This is a genomic window from Haemophilus sp. HMSC061E01, assembly GCF_001810345.1.
In the GTDB taxonomy this organism is placed as follows: Bacteria; Pseudomonadota; Gammaproteobacteria; order Enterobacterales; family Pasteurellaceae; genus Haemophilus_D.
In genome coordinates this window covers 40,204-58,967 of sequence record NZ_KV801021.1, presented here as the reverse complement: position 1 = coordinate 58,967, position 18,764 = coordinate 40,204, and the positions used below count along the sequence as shown (strand labels likewise).

The window sequence follows — 18,764 nt, the reverse complement described above, 5'->3', positions numbered from 1 at the left end:
TTGTCAGAAAAAGTGCGGTCATTGTAGGAGATAAAGATGAAAATGTCGCTAAAAATTTATTCTCATTTCAGTTTGCCTTGAAGGGTCGGAAAGGTTAAAATTCTGCGCGAATAAATTGTGCTTAACATGCCCAGCTGATCACGCTATTTATTGCAGCGAAAAAGTTGGGCTTTCTTATTTTAGAACGAAAAAAAATGGTCAAACATCTCCCTTATTTCACCTTAAAAACACCGCCAAAAACAACCGCACTTTTAAAGCAGGAGTTCGCTGATTTTATTGTGAAAGAAGATCTGGGCTATGAAATGTCAGGTGAAGGCGAATTTGTGGCGGTAAAAATCCGTAAAACGGATTGCAATACATTGTTTGTGGGCGAAAAACTCGCCAAGTTTGCGGGTATTTCTGATCGAAATATGGGTTATGCCGGTTTGAAAGATCGTCATGGTATTACAGAACAATGGTTTTGTTTGCAAATGCCGGGGAAGGAAACGCCAGATTTTAGCCAATTTCAGTTGGAAGGCGTCGAGATTTTAGACGTTACTCGCCACAATCGTAAAATTCGTACCGGTAGTCTTCAAGGAAATACCTTCGAGATTTTATTGCGTGGTGCAAAAGAAAGTGATGAGTTAAACGAACGCTTAAATTTTGTGGCGAAATACGGTTTCCCTAACTACTTCACTGAACAACGTTTTGGGCGTGATGGTCATAATCTGACTCAAGCGATTCGTTGGGCGAAAGGGGAGATTAAGGTCAAAGATCGTAAAAAACGCAGTTTTTATCTTTCAGCAGCTCGCAGCGAAATTTTTAATTTAGTTGTAGCAGAACGAATTGAACAAAATGTGGCAGATCAGGTTCTAAGAGACGATATTGTGCAATTAAACGGATCGCACAGTTGGTTTAAGGCTGATGAAAATGAAGATTTAGTGGTCTTACAGCAACGTTTGAACGAACAAGATATTTTGCTCACTGCACCTTTAATTGGCGAAGAAAATTTATCTGCAAGTGCGGTCGAAAATAAAGTCGTTTTGGAACATCAGATTTTCCAAGAATTAATGAAACAAGAACGAATGAAAGCTGCTCGCCGCCCTTTATTAATGCAGGCAAAAGATTTCCATTGGACGTTTGTTGAAGAAGGATTGAAACTCTCATTTTATTTGCCGGCGGGGAGCTATGCCACTGCATTGGTGCGAGAGTTAGTGAATATTAAGGAAGAAGAATAATGCGAATTTTAGTCAGCAATGATGACGGTTTTCATGCCGAAGGGATTCAAGTTTTAGCAAAAGAATTACGCAAAATTGCCGATGTGGTGATCGTTGCGCCCGATCGTAATCGTAGCGCGGCATCAAGCTCATTAACGCTTGTTGAGCCACTTCGCCCGCGTCATTTAGACAGTGGTGATTATTGCGTGAATGGCACACCGGCTGATTGTGTGCATTTGGCACTAAACGGTTTTTTATCTGGACAAGTGGATCTTGTCGTATCAGGCATTAACGCGGGTTGCAATATGGGGGATGATACGATTTATTCAGGTACTTTGGCTGCAGCATTGGAAGGCCGACATTTAGGGTTGCCAGCTATTGCGGTATCTTTAGATGGTCGTTTGCATTATGAAACAGCGGCTCGTGTAGTGTGTGATTTAATTCCGAAATTACATCCTCAATTATTGAATAAACGCGAAGTGATCAATATCAATGTGCCAGATTTGCCTTACGAAGAGCTTAAAGGCATCAAAGTCTGTCATTTAGGTTATCGCTCATCCGCTGCAGAAGTGATTAAACAAGAAGATCCTCGTGGCGAAAATATTTATTGGATTGGCCCGTCAGGCTTGCCAGAATATGATGGTGAAGGTACAGATTTCCATGCGGTAAAAAATGGTTATGTCGCCATTACGCCAATTCAAGCCGATCTTACGGCTCATCAGTCAATTGCTGCTTTACAAGATTGGCTGGAAAGTGAATAATGTGCCGTTTTGAAACGAAATTTCCCTATTGAAGCAATAAAGGATAAGTGAATGAATATTTTTGGTGCGATGTATGATAAAACAATGCAATGGTCAAAACATCGCTTTGCCGTGTTTTGGCTATCCTTTGTGAGTTTTATTGAGGCCATTTTCTTTCCAATTCCACCCGATGTGATGTTGATTCCAATGTCAATGTCAAAACCGAAAAGTGCGTTTCGTTTTGCGCTTTATACAGCGGTCGCTTCTGTAGTGGGGGGAATGATTGGTTATGCTATCGGCTATTATGCCTTTGATTGGGTTCAAGGTTATATTCAACAATGGGGCTACCAAGCTGCTTGGGAACAGGCTATGGCGTGGTTTAAAGAATGGGGCATTTTAGTGGTATTTGTCGCTGGTTTTAGCCCGATTCCTTACAAAGTTTTCACCATTTGCGCGGGCGTGATGCAAATGGCGTTTATCCCCTTTGTGATTACTGCATTTGTGTCGCGTTTTGCTCGTTTTATTTTAGTGGCAAAACTCGCTGCATGGGGCGGAGAAAAATTCGCCGCGAAATTACGTAAATCCATTGAAATCATTGGTTGGAGTGTGGTTGCTCTGGCTGTGATTGCTTATCTTATTTTAAAATAACAGGATGACCTTTTTTATGAATAAATTACTCTTAATTATTTCGAGTGCATTGCTGATCTCAGCTTGTACAGGAGAACCACAAAAACAAGATCCCGATGCATTACCTAATGGTATTATGCAACCCGTAGAAGGAACGGGAGCGGTTGCCGGTGGTAGCTTTATGCCGGAAATTGAAAAAAATTCGATGCCAAATCAAATGAAATAAATTTAATGTTAAAGGAAGAATAAATGAAAAAATCGTTTTTATTGCTCCCTGTGAGTATCGCTATTTTAACGGCTTGTAGTTCAAATAGCCCTGCGCCAATTGAAAATGTAGATGGCACACTTTCTCCGGGGGTAATGCAACCTGTTGATAATAATTCGAGCGGTACATGGCAGCCAGAAATCCAACAAAATACGATGCCAAATACCATGGGCAATAGCGTGCCAACGGGAACTCAAACACCACAACCAAGTTTCCAACCGACTTATCAACCGGTTCAACAACCTGCTGCAGCACAACCTAAACCAACGCCTGCTCCGGCACCAGTTCAACCGCAAACTAAAACGGTAACTAAAACGGTTTCTGATTGCACCAGCTCTGGCGCAATCAACGTGCCGCGTAATCCAAATACTAATGCACCGGATTACAGCCAAATTCAAAAAGGTTCATACAAAGGAAATACCTATAAAGTAAACAAAGGCGATACCATGTTCCTAATCGCTTACTTGACGGGTATGGACGTGAAAGATTTGGCAAGCATGAATAATATGAAAGAGCCTTATAGCTTAAGTGTGGGCCAAACGTTAAAAATTTCAAATTGTTCAACTAAAACGGTTACCACGACTGTACCAGTGAAAACTACAGCACCAGCTGCACCGGCAGTCCCTGCTGAACCAGAAGTGACTTATACACCAGGTGCAAACGGTACTCAAATTGGTTCTGATGGTACGGTAATTGGTCCAATTAGATCAGGTGTTGCAACAGGTGGCGCATCAACACCAGCGTTTACCAACAATACACCTAGCACACCGGTGACAACGACAACTCAAGTGGAAACCACAAACAATACTCCAGTTAATGCAAACGTTGTAGCACCAGTGGCATCGAATGTGGCATGGCAATGGCCAACACAAGGCAACGTGATCCAAGGTTTCTCTAACTCGGATGGTGGTAACAAAGGGATTGATATCAGTGGTTCTCGTGGACAAGCGGTTAAAGCTGCAGCGAGCGGTCGTGTTGTGTATGCGGGTAACGCATTACGTGGCTACGGAAACTTAATCATCATCAAACATAATGATGATTTCTTAAGTGCTTATGCACACAACGACAAAATCCTTGTGAGCGATCAACAAGAAGTGAAAGCGGGTCAAGAAATTGCGAAAATGGGTAGCACAGGAACCAATGCTGTGAAACTTCACTTCGAGATCCGTTATAAAGGTAAATCTGTCGATCCAGTTAGATACTTACCGAGAAGATAATCTTTTCTCTGAAAAAAGTGCGGTTAAAAATGACCGCACTTTTTGTTATACTCTCACCAATTTTTTCTCAATGCTTAGAATCTAAGGTTAATTCAATGCGTACAAGTCAATATTTATTCTCAACATTAAAAGAAACCCCAGCTGAAGCGGCCATTGTGAGCCATCAATTAATGCTTCGTGCGGGGATGATTCGTCCTCTTGCTTCAGGTCTTTATAACTGGATGCCAACTGGCTGGCGTGTGCTTCGTAAAGTAGAAAAAATCATTCGTGAAGAAATGGATAAAAGTGGCGCACTTGAAATCAAAATGCCAGTCGTGCAACCAGCAGAATTATGGGAAGAGTCAGGTCGTTGGGAACAATATGGCCCAGAATTACTACGTTTTGTGGATCGCGGAAACCGTAACTTTGTATTAGGTCCAACACATGAAGAAGTGATTACGGATTTAGTTCGTCGTGAAGTGTCATCATACAAACAACTTCCGATTAACTTATACCAAATTCAAACCAAATTCCGTGATGAAGTGCGTCCTCGTTTCGGTGTCATGCGTTCGCGTGAATTTATCATGAAAGATGCGTATTCTTTCCATGCGGATCATGCGAGCTTGCAACAAACGTATGATGTGATGTACCAAACTTATAGCAATATTTTCAATCGCTTAGGTTTAGATTTCCGTGCCGTACAAGCGGACACTGGTTCTATCGGTGGTAGTGCGTCACATGAATTCCAAGTGCTAGCAAACAGTGGCGAAGATGATGTGATTTTCTCTACGAAATCTGATTACGCTGCAAATATTGAATTAGCGGAAGCGGTGGCAATTGGTGAGCGCGCCGCACCAACGAAAGCCATGGAATTAGTTGATACGCCAAATGCAAAAACGATTGCTGAGTTGGTGGAACAATTCAATTTGCCAATTGAGAAAACGGTTAAAACCTTAATTGTAAAAGGGGCAAGCGAAGAGCAACCGTTGGTGGCATTAGTCATTCGTGGTGACCATGAATTAAATGAAATCAAAGCGGAAAAATTACCAGAAGTAGCTTCACCATTTGAGTTTGCAGACGAAGCGGTTATCAAAGCTAAAATCGGGGCAGGTGTGGGTTCATTAGGTCCTGTTAATCTCAATATTCCAGTGATTATTGACCGTTCAGTGGCGTTAGTGTCTGATTTCAGCGCGGGTGCAAACATTGATGGTAAACATTACTTCAATATCAACTGGGAACGTGATGTAGCCTTACCAAAAGTGGCGGATATTCGTAACGTGGTTGAAGGTGATCCAAGCCCGGATGGTAAAGGTACCTTATTGATCAAACGTGGTATCGAAGTCGGCCATATCTTCCAATTAGGTAAAAAATACTCAGAAGCGATGAACGCGACTGTTCAAGGTGAAGATGGTCGTCCAATGGTCGTAACCATGGGATGTTACGGTATTGGTGTAACGCGTGTGGTCGCTGCGGCGATTGAACAACATTTTGATGATCGCGGTATTGTGTGGCCAACAGATGAAATTGCGCCATTCACCGTAGCTGTCGTTCCAATGAATATGCATAAATCTGAAAGCGTTCAAGAATATGCCGAAGAATTGTACCGCACTTTACAAGCACAAGGCGTTGAGGTGATCTTTGATGACCGTAAAGAGCGTCCAGGTGTCATGTTTGCAGATATGGAACTTATCGGCGTGCCACACATGGTAGTGATTGGTGAGAAAAATCTCGCAAATGGCGAAATCGAATACAAAAATCGCCGCACTGGTGAAAAACAAATGATTGCAAAAGATCAGTTGTTAGATTTCTTGAAAGGACAAATTAAAGCTTAATTGAGTCTTTGATGATGAAAAAAGGAGATTGAAGTGGATGCCTCAATCTCCTTTTTATTATCGATTAGTAATTGCTTGAGGCATTACCAGAAACACCCGTTACGATCGCAATGCCTGCACTTGCACCAATTCGAGTAGCTCCCGCTTCAATCATCGCTAGTGCGGTTTGAGTATCACGAATACCGCCAGAGGCTTTCACGCCAATGTTGCCTACCGTTTTCTTCATTAATGCCACATCTTCTACGGTTGCGCCGCCTTTATTGAAACCCGTTGAGGTTTTAACGAATGCCACACCCAACGCTTTACAGATTTCACAAGCTTTTACGATTTCTTCTTTGGTGAGTAAGCATGTTTCCAAAATCACTTTAAGCGGTACACCATGACAAGCGGTTAATACAGCTTGAATGTCGTCTTTTACGGCATCCCATTTATTTGCTTTTATCAAGCCAACATTAATTACCATATCAATTTCACCCGCACCCGCTTTGATGGCTTCTTGGGTTTCAAACGCTTTGACTGAGGATAAGTTGGCTCCAAGTGGGAAACCAACAACCGTACAAATTTTGACGTTTGAGCCAGCGAGTTTTTCTTTGGCTAAAGGAATATAACCTGAATTAATGCAGACGGAATAAAAGCCGTATTGAATGGCTTCATCGCAGAGCTTAAGAATATCCTGTTCTGTTTTTTCAGCAGTAAGGGCAGTGTGATCAATATATTGTGCTAATTGTTTACTATCCATATTTTTTCTCCTTAACTTAGTCATCGGTTATTATTGATGATTATTCTTTATTATGAAATTTTTAGGTAATTCTTGATCACATATTAATAAGTCGAATTGATTTAAATCATTAATATATGCTTTTCTTACTAGTCCTATTTTCATATGATCAAATACCAATATATTCTTTTTACTTTTTTTCATTGCCATTTTTTTTACTTTTGCTTCATTATAATCAAAGCAGCTAACACCATATTCATCGCTCACACCTGCCGCAGAAATAAAGGCTTTAGTTGTAAGTATTGATTCTATTTCTGAGTTATTAATTGGAGTGAAAAAGGAGTTATGACTAGAGTATGATCCACCTGCTAGTATTACTTCACAATTACTTTTTTCTTGCAAAATTGTAAATGTATTTAGAGAACAACAAAGTGCAGTGAATTTTATATCTGATTTTATTTGTGATGCAATAAAAGGGATTGTTGAACCACAATCAAAAAAAATAACATCCCCATTTTCAACAAGTTCTGCTGCCGCTTTACCTATAGTCATTTTCTCCTTTAAATTCTTATTTTCTTGTTCAAAAATCAGATAGTTAGCCTCATGATGGTTTTGAGGGGCTTTGACTATGTGACCACCTAGTAGAATTAAAGGGCATCCTTCAGTACTTAAATCTCTTCTTAAAGTCATTTCAGATACACTTAGTATATTGGCGGCATCTCTTAATTTTATAGAGCTCATTGTTCTGAGTATAAATTCTAAGCTTTTTATTCTTGAATTGTTTTTTCTGTCCATGGTGATATGTGGTTATAGTTTTATTGCTTCTAATAATATCATAAAAATTTTTTCTAGAACTGTGATCTTTGTCACTTTTTTAACATTTTTTGAGGATTATACTGTGTTTTAAATAAAATGTTACTTTATTAACAATTGAAATGGAGGTCGTATGGATATTGCAGTTATTGGTTCAAATATGGTTGATCTGATTACATATATAGATCGGATGCCTAAGTTGGGTGAGACAATCGAAGCTCCTAGCTTCAAGATAGGATGTGGAGGTAAAGGTGCTAATCAAGCAGTAGCTGCTGCTAAGTTAGGATCGGATGTGATGATGTTAACAAAAGTTGGAGATGACTTGTTCGCTGAGAACACACTAAAAAACTTTCATCTGAATGCTATAAATACTGATTATGTAACAGTAGCAAAAGGTGTTTCCAGTGGTGTCGCACCGATATTTGTAGATAAGTCATCCCAAAATAGCATTCTTATTATTAAAGGTGCAAATAGTCACTTATCAACAAAAGATATAGATGACGCAGAAAATGAACTTAAAAAATGTAAGCTTATTATTTTGCAATTAGAAGTTCCATTATCTGTTGTTTATTACTCAATTGATTTTGCAGTTAAAAATAATATACCTGTAATATTAAATCCAGCTCCTGCTGATCCAAATTTAGATATTAATTATGTGTGTAAGTGTGATTTTTTTATGCCTAATGAGACTGAATTAGAAATTCTTACAGGGTTACCAGTTTCTAATATTGATGAGATTCTGATAGCAGCTAATTTATTGATTTCAAAAGGATTGAAAAATCTTGTTGTTACTTTGGGGGAAAAAGGTGCGATATGGCTAGATGGAAATGTAATTCATCATATTGCTCCTCATAAGGTTAATGCTATTGATACTAGTGGAGCTGGAGATGCATTTATAGGATGTTTTGCACACTATCTTGTTAAAACGCATGATATTTTAGCATCTTTGAACATGGCCTCTGCATTTTCAGCTTATAGTGTGACTGGTCAAGGAACTCAAATATCATATCCAGATAAAAAAGAATTTGAGTGTTTTTTGGGTAAATTATAAGGAGTATGTTATGAAAGGAATACAGCAAATGCCTGATGGATATTTGAATCGAACACCTATATTTCAGTTCATATTATTATCTTGCCTATTTCCATTGTGGGGGGCTGCCGCGAGCTTAAACGATATTCTTATTACTCAATTTAAGAGTGTATTCACATTAAGTGACTTTGCAAGTGCATTAGTTCAAAGTGCCTTTTATGGTGGATATTTCTTAATTGCAATTCCAGCTTCTCTAGTAATAAAGAAAACAAGTTATAAAGTTGCTATTTTGATTGGTTTAACCTTGTATATTATAGGCTGTTCAATGTTTTATCCAGCTTCTCACATGGCTACTTATACTATGTTTTTAGCTGCTATATTTTCTATTGCTATCGGTTTAAGTTTCCTTGAAACATCAGCAAATACTTATAGTTCTATGCTCGGCCATCGAGATTATGCGACATTAAGACTGAATATTAGTCAAACATTTTATCCGATTGGTGCTATTTCTGGCATTTTACTGGGTAAATATTTAATCTTCCAAGAAGGTGCTAGCTTGAAAGAACAATTGCTTACGATGTCCCCAGATCAAGCTCATGAATTTAAATTATCATTGCTTGAGCATACATTACAACCTTATAAATATCTTATTTTTGTATTAATTGCTGTTACTTTGTTGTTCTTATTGACAAAATTCCCTAGATGCAAAGCTGAAAATGAAGTTTTAGCTACTAATGTGAAATTCATTGATACATTGAAATATTTATCAAAGAATAAACAATTTAAGAAAGGAATTATTGCTCAATTTTTATATGTGGGCATGCAGGTTGCAGTATGGTCATTTACAATACGTTTAGCTTTAAATTTAAGTAATATTAATGAGAGGGATGCTTCAAATTTCATGATATATAGTTTTATTGGTTTTTTCATCGGAAAATTTGTAGCAAATTTTTTAATGACTAAGTTTAAATCAGATGCAGTATTGTTTGTGTATTCTATTCTTGGTGTATTTACTCTCTCTTATACTTCTTTTGTTCATGACTTTTCAGCTGTTTATGCTGCAATTTTTGCAAGTGTATTGTTTGGACCATGTTGGGCTACAATTTATACATCTGTATTAGGAACTGTTAAACAAGAACATCGGGAAGTAGCCGGAGCTGTTGTAGTAATGTCAATTATTGGAGCTGCGGTTGTTCCTGCTATTCATGGATATGTTTCTGATACTTTAGGATCTTTACAATTGGCCTTTGTTGTACCAACGCTTTGCTTTATCTATGTTGGATATTACTTCTGGGATAAAATGAAATTAGAAAAAGGAGAGGAATAATGGAAACGAAGTTATTTTTATTCAAAGAGTTATTTTCTAGAGATAAAAAAGTATTGCTTAGTAATAATGATTTTACAGTGTTTGGCTTTAAGTATGAATCAGGAATTGAAGCAATAAAAATTTGTAATAAAAAAGGATTTATTATTGTATTGCCTTTTTATGGTCAAATTATTTGGGATGCTGAATTTGGTAAACATTCATTAAAAATGAAGAATATGTTTTCTGAGCCGAAATTTGGTAATAGTATTGTTGATACTTACGGATGTTTTGCTTTTCATTCGGGGTTAATCAGAAATGGCTGTCCAAGCCCTGAAGATGATCATGTTTTACATGGAGAGATGCCCTGTTCAATTATTAATAATGCCTGGTTAATCATTGATAATAATTCAATAACCCTTACGGGAGAAGTTGAATATGTGAAAGGGTTTGGAAATCATTATTCAGCAAGACCAGCTGTAACACTTTATTCAAATAGTACTTTATTTGATATTCAAATGAGTGTAACTAATTTATCTAGTGTTGATATGCCATTGCAATATATGTGCCACATGAATTATTGTTATGAGCATGGAGCGGAGTTAACTCAGAATATTCCTGATGAGGCTATTGTTTTGAGAGAAACTATACCAGCTCACGTTAGCCCAACAGAAAAGTGGCTTGAGTTTAATGATAAAATTAAAAAAGGGGAATACCATCTTGATAAATTAGATAATGATGTGATGTATGATCCTGAAATAGTATTCTTTATGGATAATCTCAGTAAATATCAAGAGAATTTAGAATATAAAATGAAATCACCTAGTGGGCATAGTTATATAACAAAATTCTCATCTAAAGACTTTAATTATGCAACACGATGGATTTTGTTTAATGAGGATCAACAAGTAGGTGCATTTGTATTACCAGCAACTTGTAGGCCAGAAGGTTTTTTAGCAGCTAAAAAAGCAGGAAGTTTAATTATGCTAAAACCTAAAGAAACGAAAGCATTTAGTGTAACTACAGGAATTGAAAATTTATAGTTATTAAATAATGCTCCTATTTTTATAATAGGAGCATTTTTTATGTGATGCCAAGTTTAGATAATGTATTTATAACAAAATCTCTGCAATTTTGACCGCACTTTTCTGATCGATTACAATCCATTTATCCTAGATCATGAAATTTTATTGTGAAACTTAAAACATTATTAAAAAATGCGATTTCGCTCCTGCTGACGTTGATTATTGTAAGCAGTATTCTCGATTTTATTCGTAAACCTAATATTCCACCTGAAATCAATGCGACGGCACTTTATGATTTACAGGGGAATGCCTTCTTTTTACCCCAATTAGATCAAGCTAAGCCTACGATCATTTATTTCTGGGGAAGTTGGTGCGGTTATTGTCGTTATACTTCGCCAGCAGTTAATTCACTTTCAGAAGAAGGCTATCCTGTAGTGTCTGTCGCGCTACGTTCGGGGACAAATAAGGACGTGGAGGATTATTTACAAACGCATCACTATCAGTTTACAACGGTGAATGATCCTCAAGGTAAGATTGCTGATCAATGGCAGGTGAATGTAACACCGACGATTATTATTTTAAATAAAGGAAAAATGGATTTGGCCACAACGGGCTGGACAAGTTACTGGGGCTTAAAAGTGCGGTTGTTTTTCACAGAGTTTTTTGGCTAAGCGGTACAAAATCTATTACAATACACAGACTTATTTTAAAGAGGACAGAATTATGATTATCGTAACAGGTGGTGCCGGTTTTATCGGCAGTAATATCGTTAAAGCGTTAAACGATATGGGACGCAAAGATATTTTAGTGGTGGATAACTTAAAAGATGGGACTAAATTCATTAACTTAGTGGATCTTGATATTGCAGATTACTGTGACAAAGAAGACTTTATCGCGTCAATTATTGCTGGTGATGATTTAGGTGATATCGATGCCGTATTCCATGAAGGGGCTTGCTCGGCGACCACTGAATGGGACGGTAAATACATCATGCACAATAACTACGAGTATTCAAAAGAGTTATTGCATTACTGCTTAGATCGTCAAATTTCGTTCTTGTATGCATCAAGTGCGGCTACTTATGGCGACAAAACTGAATTCCGTGAAGAGCGTGAATTTGAAGGCCCGTTGAATGTGTACGGTTATTCTAAATTCTTATTCGACCAATATGTGCGTGCAATTTTACCTGAAGCGCAATCACCAGTATGTGGTTTCCGTTATTTCAACGTGTATGGTCCGCGTGAAGGTCACAAAGGTTCAATGGCAAGCGTGGCATTCCACTTAAATAACCAAATCCTGAAAGGTGAAAATCCAAAATTATTTGCTGGCAGTGAGCACTTCCGTCGTGATTTCGTTTATGTAGGCGATGTAGCACAAGTCAACATTTGGTGCTGGCAAAATGGTATTTCAGGTATCTTCAACTGCGGTACTGGCAATGCAGAGTCTTTTGCAGAAGTAGCAAAAGCAGTGATTAAATTCCATGGTAAAGGTGCAGTGGAAACTATTCCATTCCCAGAGCATTTGAAATCTCGCTATCAAGAATATACGCAAGCTAACCTTGAGAAACTTCGTGCTACTGGCTACGACAAACCATTTAAAACCGTAGCGGAAGGTGTGGCCGAGTACATGGCGTGGTTAAATAAATAAAAATATTGAACAAATAATGTCGTTCAATACTAGAAAATGAATAAAGTGCGGTTAAAATTAGTCTTATTTTTAGCCGCACTTTTGTTATAAGGTCAAGCATGAATATTTTAATTATCGGCCCGTCTTGGGTCGGCGATATGATGATGTCGCACAGTTTGTATCAACAACTCAAAATACAATATCCCCATTGCCAAATTGATGTGATGGCACCGAATTGGTGTAAACCGCTTTTAGCCCGCATGCCAGAAGTGCGTCATGCCATTGAAATGCCGCTTGGTCATGGTAAGTTTGCCTTGTGTGAACGTTATCGTTTAGGTAAAGCATTACGTAATCAATATGATATGGCGATTGTGTTACCAAATTCCTTGAAGTCAGCCTTTATTCCCGCCTTTGCAAAAATTACTGTGCGTCGTGGTTGGAAAGGGGAAAGCCGTTATTTCTTGCTTAACGATTTACGTAATAACAAACGTGAGTACCCCATGATGGTGCAGCGTTATGTGGCGTTAGCCTTTGAGCAAAATGCGGTACCGAAAGCGGCTGATATTCCTGTTCTAAAACCTTATTTAACCATTGATCCCACTCAACAAGCGGAAACCTTAAAAAACTTTGAAAAACAGACCGCACTTTTAGGCGAACGTCCGATTATTGGATTTTGTCCGGGGGCGGAATTTGGCCCGGCAAAACGTTGGCCGCATTATCATTATGCTAAATTGGCTGAAATGCTAATTGAAAAAGGCTATGCGGTAGAATTATTTGGTTCACCAAAAGATGTGGAGGCAGGAGAGCAAATCCGCAATGCGTTGCCAGCCGAGCTACAACCGTTTTGTTTGAATTTGGCAGGGCAAACGAATCTTAATCAAGCTGTGGATCTAATCGCTAACTGCACAGCAGTGGTGAGCAATGATAGCGGCTTAATGCATATTGCCGCTGCAACAGATCGTCCATTGGTCGCGCTTTACGGCCCAACGAGCCCAACTTATACGCCACCATTATCTGATAAAGCGGTGATTATTCGTTTAATTGAAGGTGATTTAATTAAAGTGCGTAAAAGTACAGATAGCTCGGAAGGTTATCATCAAAGTTTGATTGATATTACACCAGAAATGGCATTAGAAAAATTAGAGGCATTATTAGCAAAATGAACCCTCTCCGCATACACTTACAATTAATCGGAATGGCGATTTTATGGGGGGCATCTTGGCCTTGGGGGCGAGTGGTTGCCCAAGCTATGCCGACGTTTGTTGCCTCCAGTTTGCGATTTTTCTTTGCGATTATTCCGCTCATGATTTGGTTATATGCGGCAAATCGCTTTAAATATGCGAAACAACTAAGAGCAAACCAATGGATAGGTTTGTTTGTGACTGCCTTTTTCGGTGTTTTTGCCTATTCCACGTTTTTTATCTGGGGACTGAAATATCTTCCTGCGGGGCAAGCAGCCGTGATTGTAGCAACAAACCCTGTTTTCACGACGCTTTTGGCAATTTTTTTATTTAAAGAAAAATGGAATCGATGGGTAATACTCGGAATGATTATTGCCATGAGTGGATCGCTATTGGCTCTCACAAAAGGGAACTTTTTACAGATGATGGATTCCTTTGGCTTTGGGCAAATATTATTAATTGGGGCGCTAATTTGTTGGGTGGTTTACACCTTATTAGCAAGAAAAGTACTCGCGGGAATTGATTCGCTCACCGCAACCACCTTATCTTCTATTTTTGGTTTTTTATTGTTATTTATGAGCGCGTTATGCGTGGAAAGTGCAGACGATTGGCTTACGGTACTGAATTTATCTCAAGACGAATGGATCAGTTTGCTTGGACTCGCATTTGGTGCCACAGTATTAGCCTATGCCTGGTATTTTGATGGGGTGAAATACTTAGGGGCAGGTAATGCCTCAGCTTATATTATTCTTGTGCCGATTTTAGGAATTTTATTCTCAGCGGTTTGGTTGAATGAACAAGTGGATTCATCCTTAATTATTGGGGGTATTTTAGCGGTGTCAGGTCTCGGTATTATGCACTGGGGAAGAAGGTTAATTAAATGAAAGTATGCGTGATCAAAACGTCTTCTATGGGCGATGTAATCCATACTTTGCCGGCATTGACTGATGCGCAGCGTGCTATTCCTAATCTCTCCATTGATTGGGTGGTAGAAGAGAATTTTGCCGAAATTCCACATTGGCATTCTGCAGTGAAGCAAATCATTCCAATTGCCTTAAGACGTTGGCGAAAATCGCCTTTTTCGATTCAGACCAAAAACGAGTGGAAATCTTACCGCACTTTATTGCAAGCCAATCAATATGATGCCGTGATTGATGCACAAGGTCTTTTTAAAAGTGCCTTTTTTGCAACACGCTTAGCTAATGGCATTAAACATGGCTATGATCGCAAAAGTATCCGTGAGCCGATTGCCTCATTTTTCTACGATAAAAAATACACTATTTCCTATCAACAACATGCGGTAGAACGTATTCGTCAACTTTTTGCGCAAGCCTTATCTTATCCATTACCGAAAGAAAAAGGGGATTATGACATTGCTCGACATTTCATTTCCGAAGATTCTATCGAACCTTATGTGATCTTTTTTCATTCTACGACAAGAGATGAGAAGCATTGGCCAGAACGAGAATGGCGAAATTTAATCGAAAAACTGACCGCACTTTCTGTTCAAGTCCATTTACCTTGGGGAAATGAAAAAGAAAAGGCAAGAGCAGAGCGATTAGCCGCAGGTTTATCTCATGTAGTCGTTTTGCCTAAGCTTTCATTGAATGAATTGGCTGGACAAATTGCCAATGCGAAAGCCGTGGTATCGGTAGATACAGGGCTTGCCCATTTGACAGCCGCACTGGATAAACCGAATATAACGCTTTATGGTGCAACTGATCCGACCTTAATTGGCTGTTATGGTCAAAATCAGCATTATTTAACGGCGAATACAATGGAAAATATTACTTCAAGCCAAGTGTTTTCTACGCTAAATTTATTAATTAAATAGGCGATAAAATAATCAAATATGTATTTATCTGGATTGATTTTCGTCAAAATATTGCCTATTTTCTGATAGTTAGCAAAATTTAAGGTTGACCATTTAGGTTGTAGTGTATAAACTGCAAAAAGTTCAATTTTTTAATAAACTTCATTAAATAATAGGGAAAGCGTTATGAAAAAAACACTTCTTGCTTTATCTGTGGCTGCATTAGCAGCAGGTTCTGCACAAGCTTATAATTTCCACATTGACCAAACTGGTACTGATGTTGATTTTTACGGTTCTTTACGTGTTAAATGGGAAAGCACTTCTAACAAAACTAACTATGTAAATGGTGATGTAACTAAAGAACACATCAACCACGCAGTAGATAACAATGGTTCACGTTTTGGTATTAAATTAAAACAAAGCTTAGGTGGGGATTTCTACGCTTTAGGCCGTGCGGAATGGCGTATGCGTGGTGATGCGCCTTCACAACATGATTTTGACCATGTTTATACTCGCCAACTTTATGCTGGTTTTGGCCACAAACAATTCGGTGAGTTAACTTACGGTAATATGACAACTATTACTGATGAAGTAACACAAAGTGATTTAGCAAATACTTATAGCTTGACTGATGGTTTATTAGAGACTTCAGCTCGTCGTGTAACACAATATGTTTATAATGGTGACTATGGTTCAAATAAAGTGAAATTTGGTGCGTACTACGGCGGTTCAAGCAAACGTAACATCAAAAACGTAGATTTAAAAAATAACCGTAAAAACACTTGGGGTACAGGTCTTATCTTTGATCATGAAATTGATAGTATCCAAAATGTAACTGTCGCAGCAGGTTTCACTCGTGAAATCTCTGAAAATGCTAACAAAACAGCATATTACAGCAATGCTTACGCTTTAGGCTTAGCATATAACTTTGTTCACACTACTTATGGTTTAGACTTTGCTCACAAAGATACTAAAAATAAAGATGGTGCAGGTAACAAAGTAAAAAATAATGAAGTGACCGCAGTAATTCGCCAAGGTTTAAATGAAGACTGGAATGTATATGCAATGTATTCTTACAAAACTGAGAAAACTTTACCTGTAGGTTCTGCATATTCAAAATCAACAGATCGCCAATTCTTAGTGGGTACTGAATACTATGTGTATAATCAAGGTTCATTAAAAGTGAAACCATTCTTAGAATGGCAAGCTACTCGTACTAAATACGAGAATACCTTCGATAAAGACTCAGGTAAACAGCTTGATCGTAGCCGTGACTTCAAAACTGTTATCGGTTTACGTGCATACTGGTAATTTATCAGTTTAATCTTATAAAACGAGCGGATAGTGAAAGCTATCCGCTTTTCTTTTTGGCTTGTAATTTTGATTTTCACCCCCATAATACTGCACAGGCACGAAGTGCGGTAACAAAACGACATCTTTTTTGAACGTTTTAGATTTATTCACAAAATTGACCGCACTTTTTACTCAAAGAATAAATAGGAACAAATAATGAATTATACTCAAGATAATGACAAACTTTACCGTTACCTTTTTCAAAACCGTGCAGTGCGTGGTGAATGGGTGCGATTAAACCAAACTTTTACTGATACCTTGAATACCCATCATTATCCAAAAGCAGTACAAAACTTATTGGGTGAGATGATGGTAGCGACTAATTTGTTGACCGCAACATTAAAATTTAACGGTAATATTACTGTTCAAATTCAAGGTGATGGCCCATTAAAATTAGCTTTAGTAAATGGTAATGACCAACAACAGATCCGTGCATTAGCACGTGTACAAGGTGATATTCAAGATGGTATGAGCCTTCATGATATGATCGGTAAAGGTGTGTTAGTGATTACGATTGCTCCAACTGAAGGTGAACGTTATCAAGGCGTTATCGGTTTAGATAAACCAACGATTACGGAATGTTTAGAAGACTATTTTGTCCGTTCAGAACAATTACAAACCCAACTTATTATTCGCACAGGTGAATATGAAGGCAAACCAGTTGCTGCAGGGATGTTGTTGCAAATCATGCCAGATGGTCAAGGTACACCAGAAGATTTTGAGCATTTAACTACTTTAGTTGCAACCGTAAAAGATGATGAGTTATTTGGATTGCCCGCAGAAGAATTGCTTTATCGTTTATATCATGAAGAAGTAGTGGAAGTTTTTGAACCGCAAACTGTTTCTTTCTTCTGCGGTTGCTCACCTGAGCGTTCAGGGGCAGCATTATTACTGATTCCAGAAGCTGAAATTGAGGAAATCTTAGAGGAGCATAAAGGCAGCATTGATATGCAGTGTGAATGTTGTGGCACGCATTACTTCTTCAATAAAGAAGCGATTGATAAACTCAAACAAGCCCAATAAGAAAAATCCCCGTTCATGATAACGGGGATTTTTTTATGGCCTTTATTGTTGAACTTGTTCTAAACAATGTTTGATGGCATCCGGAATCGAGCCACCATGATTTTTATTGGGAATGGAAATAAACTCTACGGAATTACCTTGTTTTTCCAATATTTCCGCCAATTGATGCGCATTGATTGTTCGCATTTGTTTCCGTTGATTAATTCGTTGTAATTGTTCTTCAGTCATATTCGGATCCTCTTCAGGATGCTCTTCATAATAGCCTAATGTAATCAGAATATGTGATGGTTTTTGGCTAATCCATGGTTCATTTTGAGGTAGAAATGAGCCATTTCCCCACCAAAGAGAAGGGCTTGCCAACGTGTAATGTTGAAATAAATCCGGTTGATGGAAGAGTACATACAATCCAAATAATCCACCAAAAGAATGACCGAAGAAATATTGTTTTTCCTTATTGATATCGAAATGCTGTTCAATATAAGGCTTTACGTCTTGTTGAATAAAACGTAGAAAATCAGTAGCTTTTCCGCCTTTGGCGAATTCGGCACCTTCTGCAGGAAAAGTGTAGTCTCTAGTGCGTTCTTCAATGACGTAGGCTTTATCTGATATATAACCGATACCGACAATAAGCGGGAGCGGTTTATTGGGATTGACAGCATTCACCGCTAGTGGAAATTGAGCATTGCCATCTAACGTATAAAGTGCGGTCAGTTTTTGTGATGTTTTTGGCGGTACCGCAATAAACAAACGATAATGTTTGTTTTCAAAGGTAAAATCTTTTTGTTGAATTTGATACATTTTTTTCATGCTTTCTTGAATAGGAGGAATCTTAAAGTCAGGTTCTGCTTGAGTACTTTGTGTAAACATCAGCAGGAAAAATAAAAAGGGTAAACGCAGAAATGAGAACATGGTTATTCGGTCTTAATTTGAGAATGGTTATCACTATATAGTAAAAGTAAAGGTGAAATCAACTGCACTTCATCTTGGCTCCCCAAAACACCCTAAAAATAGGTAGGAATTTTC

The 18,764-nt window shown here is 38.2% G+C and carries 19 protein-coding genes; 16 read left to right on the top strand and 3 right to left on the bottom strand.

The genetic code is table 11. The features are described from left to right. The first annotated feature begins 194 nt into the window (after window positions 1-194). The 6 genes from truD to proS all read left to right on the top strand — a co-directional run bounded on the left by truD (window position 195) and on the right by proS (window position 5,856). Window positions 195-1,217: a tRNA pseudouridine(13) synthase TruD gene (gene truD, locus HMPREF2732_RS09235; RefSeq protein ID WP_005699713.1), complete on the top strand. Its 1,023-nt coding sequence runs from the start codon at window positions 195-197 to the stop codon at window positions 1,215-1,217. Continuing rightward, window positions 1,217-1,957, top strand: a complete 741-nt coding sequence (gene surE / locus HMPREF2732_RS09230; protein ID WP_049364714.1) for a 5'/3'-nucleotidase SurE — start codon at window positions 1,217-1,219, stop codon at window positions 1,955-1,957. The genes truD and surE overlap by 1 nt, the downstream gene beginning before the upstream one ends. Before the next feature lie 51 nt (window positions 1,958-2,008). Then, entirely contained in the window at window positions 2,009-2,584 is a 576-nt protein-coding gene (locus HMPREF2732_RS09225) for a YqaA family protein (protein ID WP_070592694.1), read from the top strand. A 16-nt stretch (window positions 2,585-2,600) separates the two neighbouring features. After that, the gene (locus tag HMPREF2732_RS09220; RefSeq protein ID WP_049363974.1) at window positions 2,601-2,789 is read left to right on the top strand and encodes a hypothetical protein; all 189 of its coding nucleotides are present in this window, start codon (window positions 2,601-2,603) and stop codon (window positions 2,787-2,789) included. Window positions 2,790-2,812: 23 nt separating this feature from the next. Next, complete coding sequence (nlpD, locus tag HMPREF2732_RS09215; RefSeq protein ID WP_070592693.1) at window positions 2,813-4,045, top strand: murein hydrolase activator NlpD; 1,233 nt, start codon at window positions 2,813-2,815, stop codon at window positions 4,043-4,045. Between the two features lie 95 nt (window positions 4,046-4,140). Then, on the top strand, window positions 4,141-5,856 hold the full coding sequence (gene proS, locus HMPREF2732_RS09210; RefSeq protein ID WP_070592691.1) for a proline--tRNA ligase: 1,716 nt from the start codon (window positions 4,141-4,143) through the stop codon (window positions 5,854-5,856). Window positions 5,857-5,920: 64 nt separating this feature from the next. Here proS and deoC read toward each other — a convergent pair whose 3' ends face one another. Further along, on the bottom strand, window positions 5,921-6,595 hold the full coding sequence (gene deoC / locus HMPREF2732_RS09205) for a deoxyribose-phosphate aldolase (protein ID WP_070592689.1): 675 nt from the start codon (window positions 6,593-6,595) through the stop codon (window positions 5,921-5,923). A gap of 30 nt (window positions 6,596-6,625) precedes the next feature. Next, window positions 6,626-7,369, bottom strand: a complete 744-nt coding sequence (gene deoR, locus HMPREF2732_RS09200; protein WP_070592688.1) for a DNA-binding transcriptional repressor DeoR — start codon at window positions 7,367-7,369, stop codon at window positions 6,626-6,628. A gap of 151 nt (window positions 7,370-7,520) precedes the next feature. Here deoR and rbsK point away from each other — a divergent pair, with 151 nt between their 5' ends. The 10 genes from rbsK (at window position 7,521) to hslO (ending at window position 17,741) form a co-directional block, all read left to right on the top strand. Beyond that, a complete protein-coding gene (gene rbsK, locus HMPREF2732_RS09195; RefSeq protein ID WP_070592684.1) occupies window positions 7,521-8,438 on the top strand; it encodes a ribokinase in 918 nt (305 codons plus the stop codon). Window positions 8,439-8,448: 10 nt separating this feature from the next. Continuing rightward, the gene (gene fucP / locus HMPREF2732_RS09190) at window positions 8,449-9,744 is read left to right on the top strand and encodes an L-fucose:H+ symporter permease (protein ID WP_070592681.1); all 1,296 of its coding nucleotides are present in this window, start codon (window positions 8,449-8,451) and stop codon (window positions 9,742-9,744) included. Next, window positions 9,744-10,763 (top strand): aldose 1-epimerase family protein, encoded by a 1,020-nt coding sequence (locus tag HMPREF2732_RS09185; protein ID WP_070592679.1) that lies wholly within the window; start codon window positions 9,744-9,746, stop codon window positions 10,761-10,763. The genes fucP and HMPREF2732_RS09185 overlap by 1 nt, the downstream gene beginning before the upstream one ends. 149 nt (window positions 10,764-10,912) lie before the next feature. Then, window positions 10,913-11,416, top strand: a complete 504-nt coding sequence (locus HMPREF2732_RS09180) for a protein disulfide oxidoreductase (RefSeq protein WP_070592676.1) — start codon at window positions 10,913-10,915, stop codon at window positions 11,414-11,416. Between the two features lie 52 nt (window positions 11,417-11,468). Beyond that, window positions 11,469-12,392 carry an ADP-glyceromanno-heptose 6-epimerase gene (gene rfaD, locus HMPREF2732_RS09175; RefSeq protein ID WP_070592673.1) on the top strand — a complete coding sequence of 308 codons (924 nt, stop codon included), beginning with the start codon at window positions 11,469-11,471 and terminating at the stop codon, window positions 12,390-12,392. Window positions 12,393-12,490: 98 nt separating this feature from the next. Beyond that, entirely contained in the window at window positions 12,491-13,534 is a 1,044-nt protein-coding gene (gene waaF / locus HMPREF2732_RS09170) for a lipopolysaccharide heptosyltransferase II (RefSeq protein ID WP_070592669.1), read from the top strand. Beyond that, window positions 13,531-14,436 (top strand): DMT family transporter, encoded by a 906-nt coding sequence (locus HMPREF2732_RS09165; protein ID WP_070592666.1) that lies wholly within the window; start codon window positions 13,531-13,533, stop codon window positions 14,434-14,436. The genes waaF and HMPREF2732_RS09165 overlap by 4 nt, the downstream gene beginning before the upstream one ends. After that, window positions 14,433-15,386, top strand: a complete 954-nt coding sequence (gene rfaC / locus HMPREF2732_RS09160) for a lipopolysaccharide heptosyltransferase RfaC (protein WP_049368101.1) — start codon at window positions 14,433-14,435, stop codon at window positions 15,384-15,386. Before HMPREF2732_RS09165 ends, rfaC begins: the two co-directional genes overlap by 4 nt. Window positions 15,387-15,551: 165 nt before the next feature. Next, window positions 15,552-16,676 (top strand): porin, encoded by a 1,125-nt coding sequence (locus HMPREF2732_RS09155; protein ID WP_049368102.1) that lies wholly within the window; start codon window positions 15,552-15,554, stop codon window positions 16,674-16,676. 198 nt (window positions 16,677-16,874) lie between these two features. After that, window positions 16,875-17,741, top strand: a complete 867-nt coding sequence (hslO, locus tag HMPREF2732_RS09150; RefSeq protein ID WP_049368103.1) for an Hsp33 family molecular chaperone HslO — start codon at window positions 16,875-16,877, stop codon at window positions 17,739-17,741. Between the two features lie 42 nt (window positions 17,742-17,783). Here hslO and HMPREF2732_RS09145 read toward each other — a convergent pair whose 3' ends face one another. Beyond that, the gene (locus HMPREF2732_RS09145) at window positions 17,784-18,608 is read right to left on the bottom strand and encodes an alpha/beta hydrolase (RefSeq protein ID WP_049368169.1); all 825 of its coding nucleotides are present in this window, start codon (window positions 18,606-18,608) and stop codon (window positions 17,784-17,786) included. Window positions 18,609-18,764 lie beyond the last annotated feature (156 nt).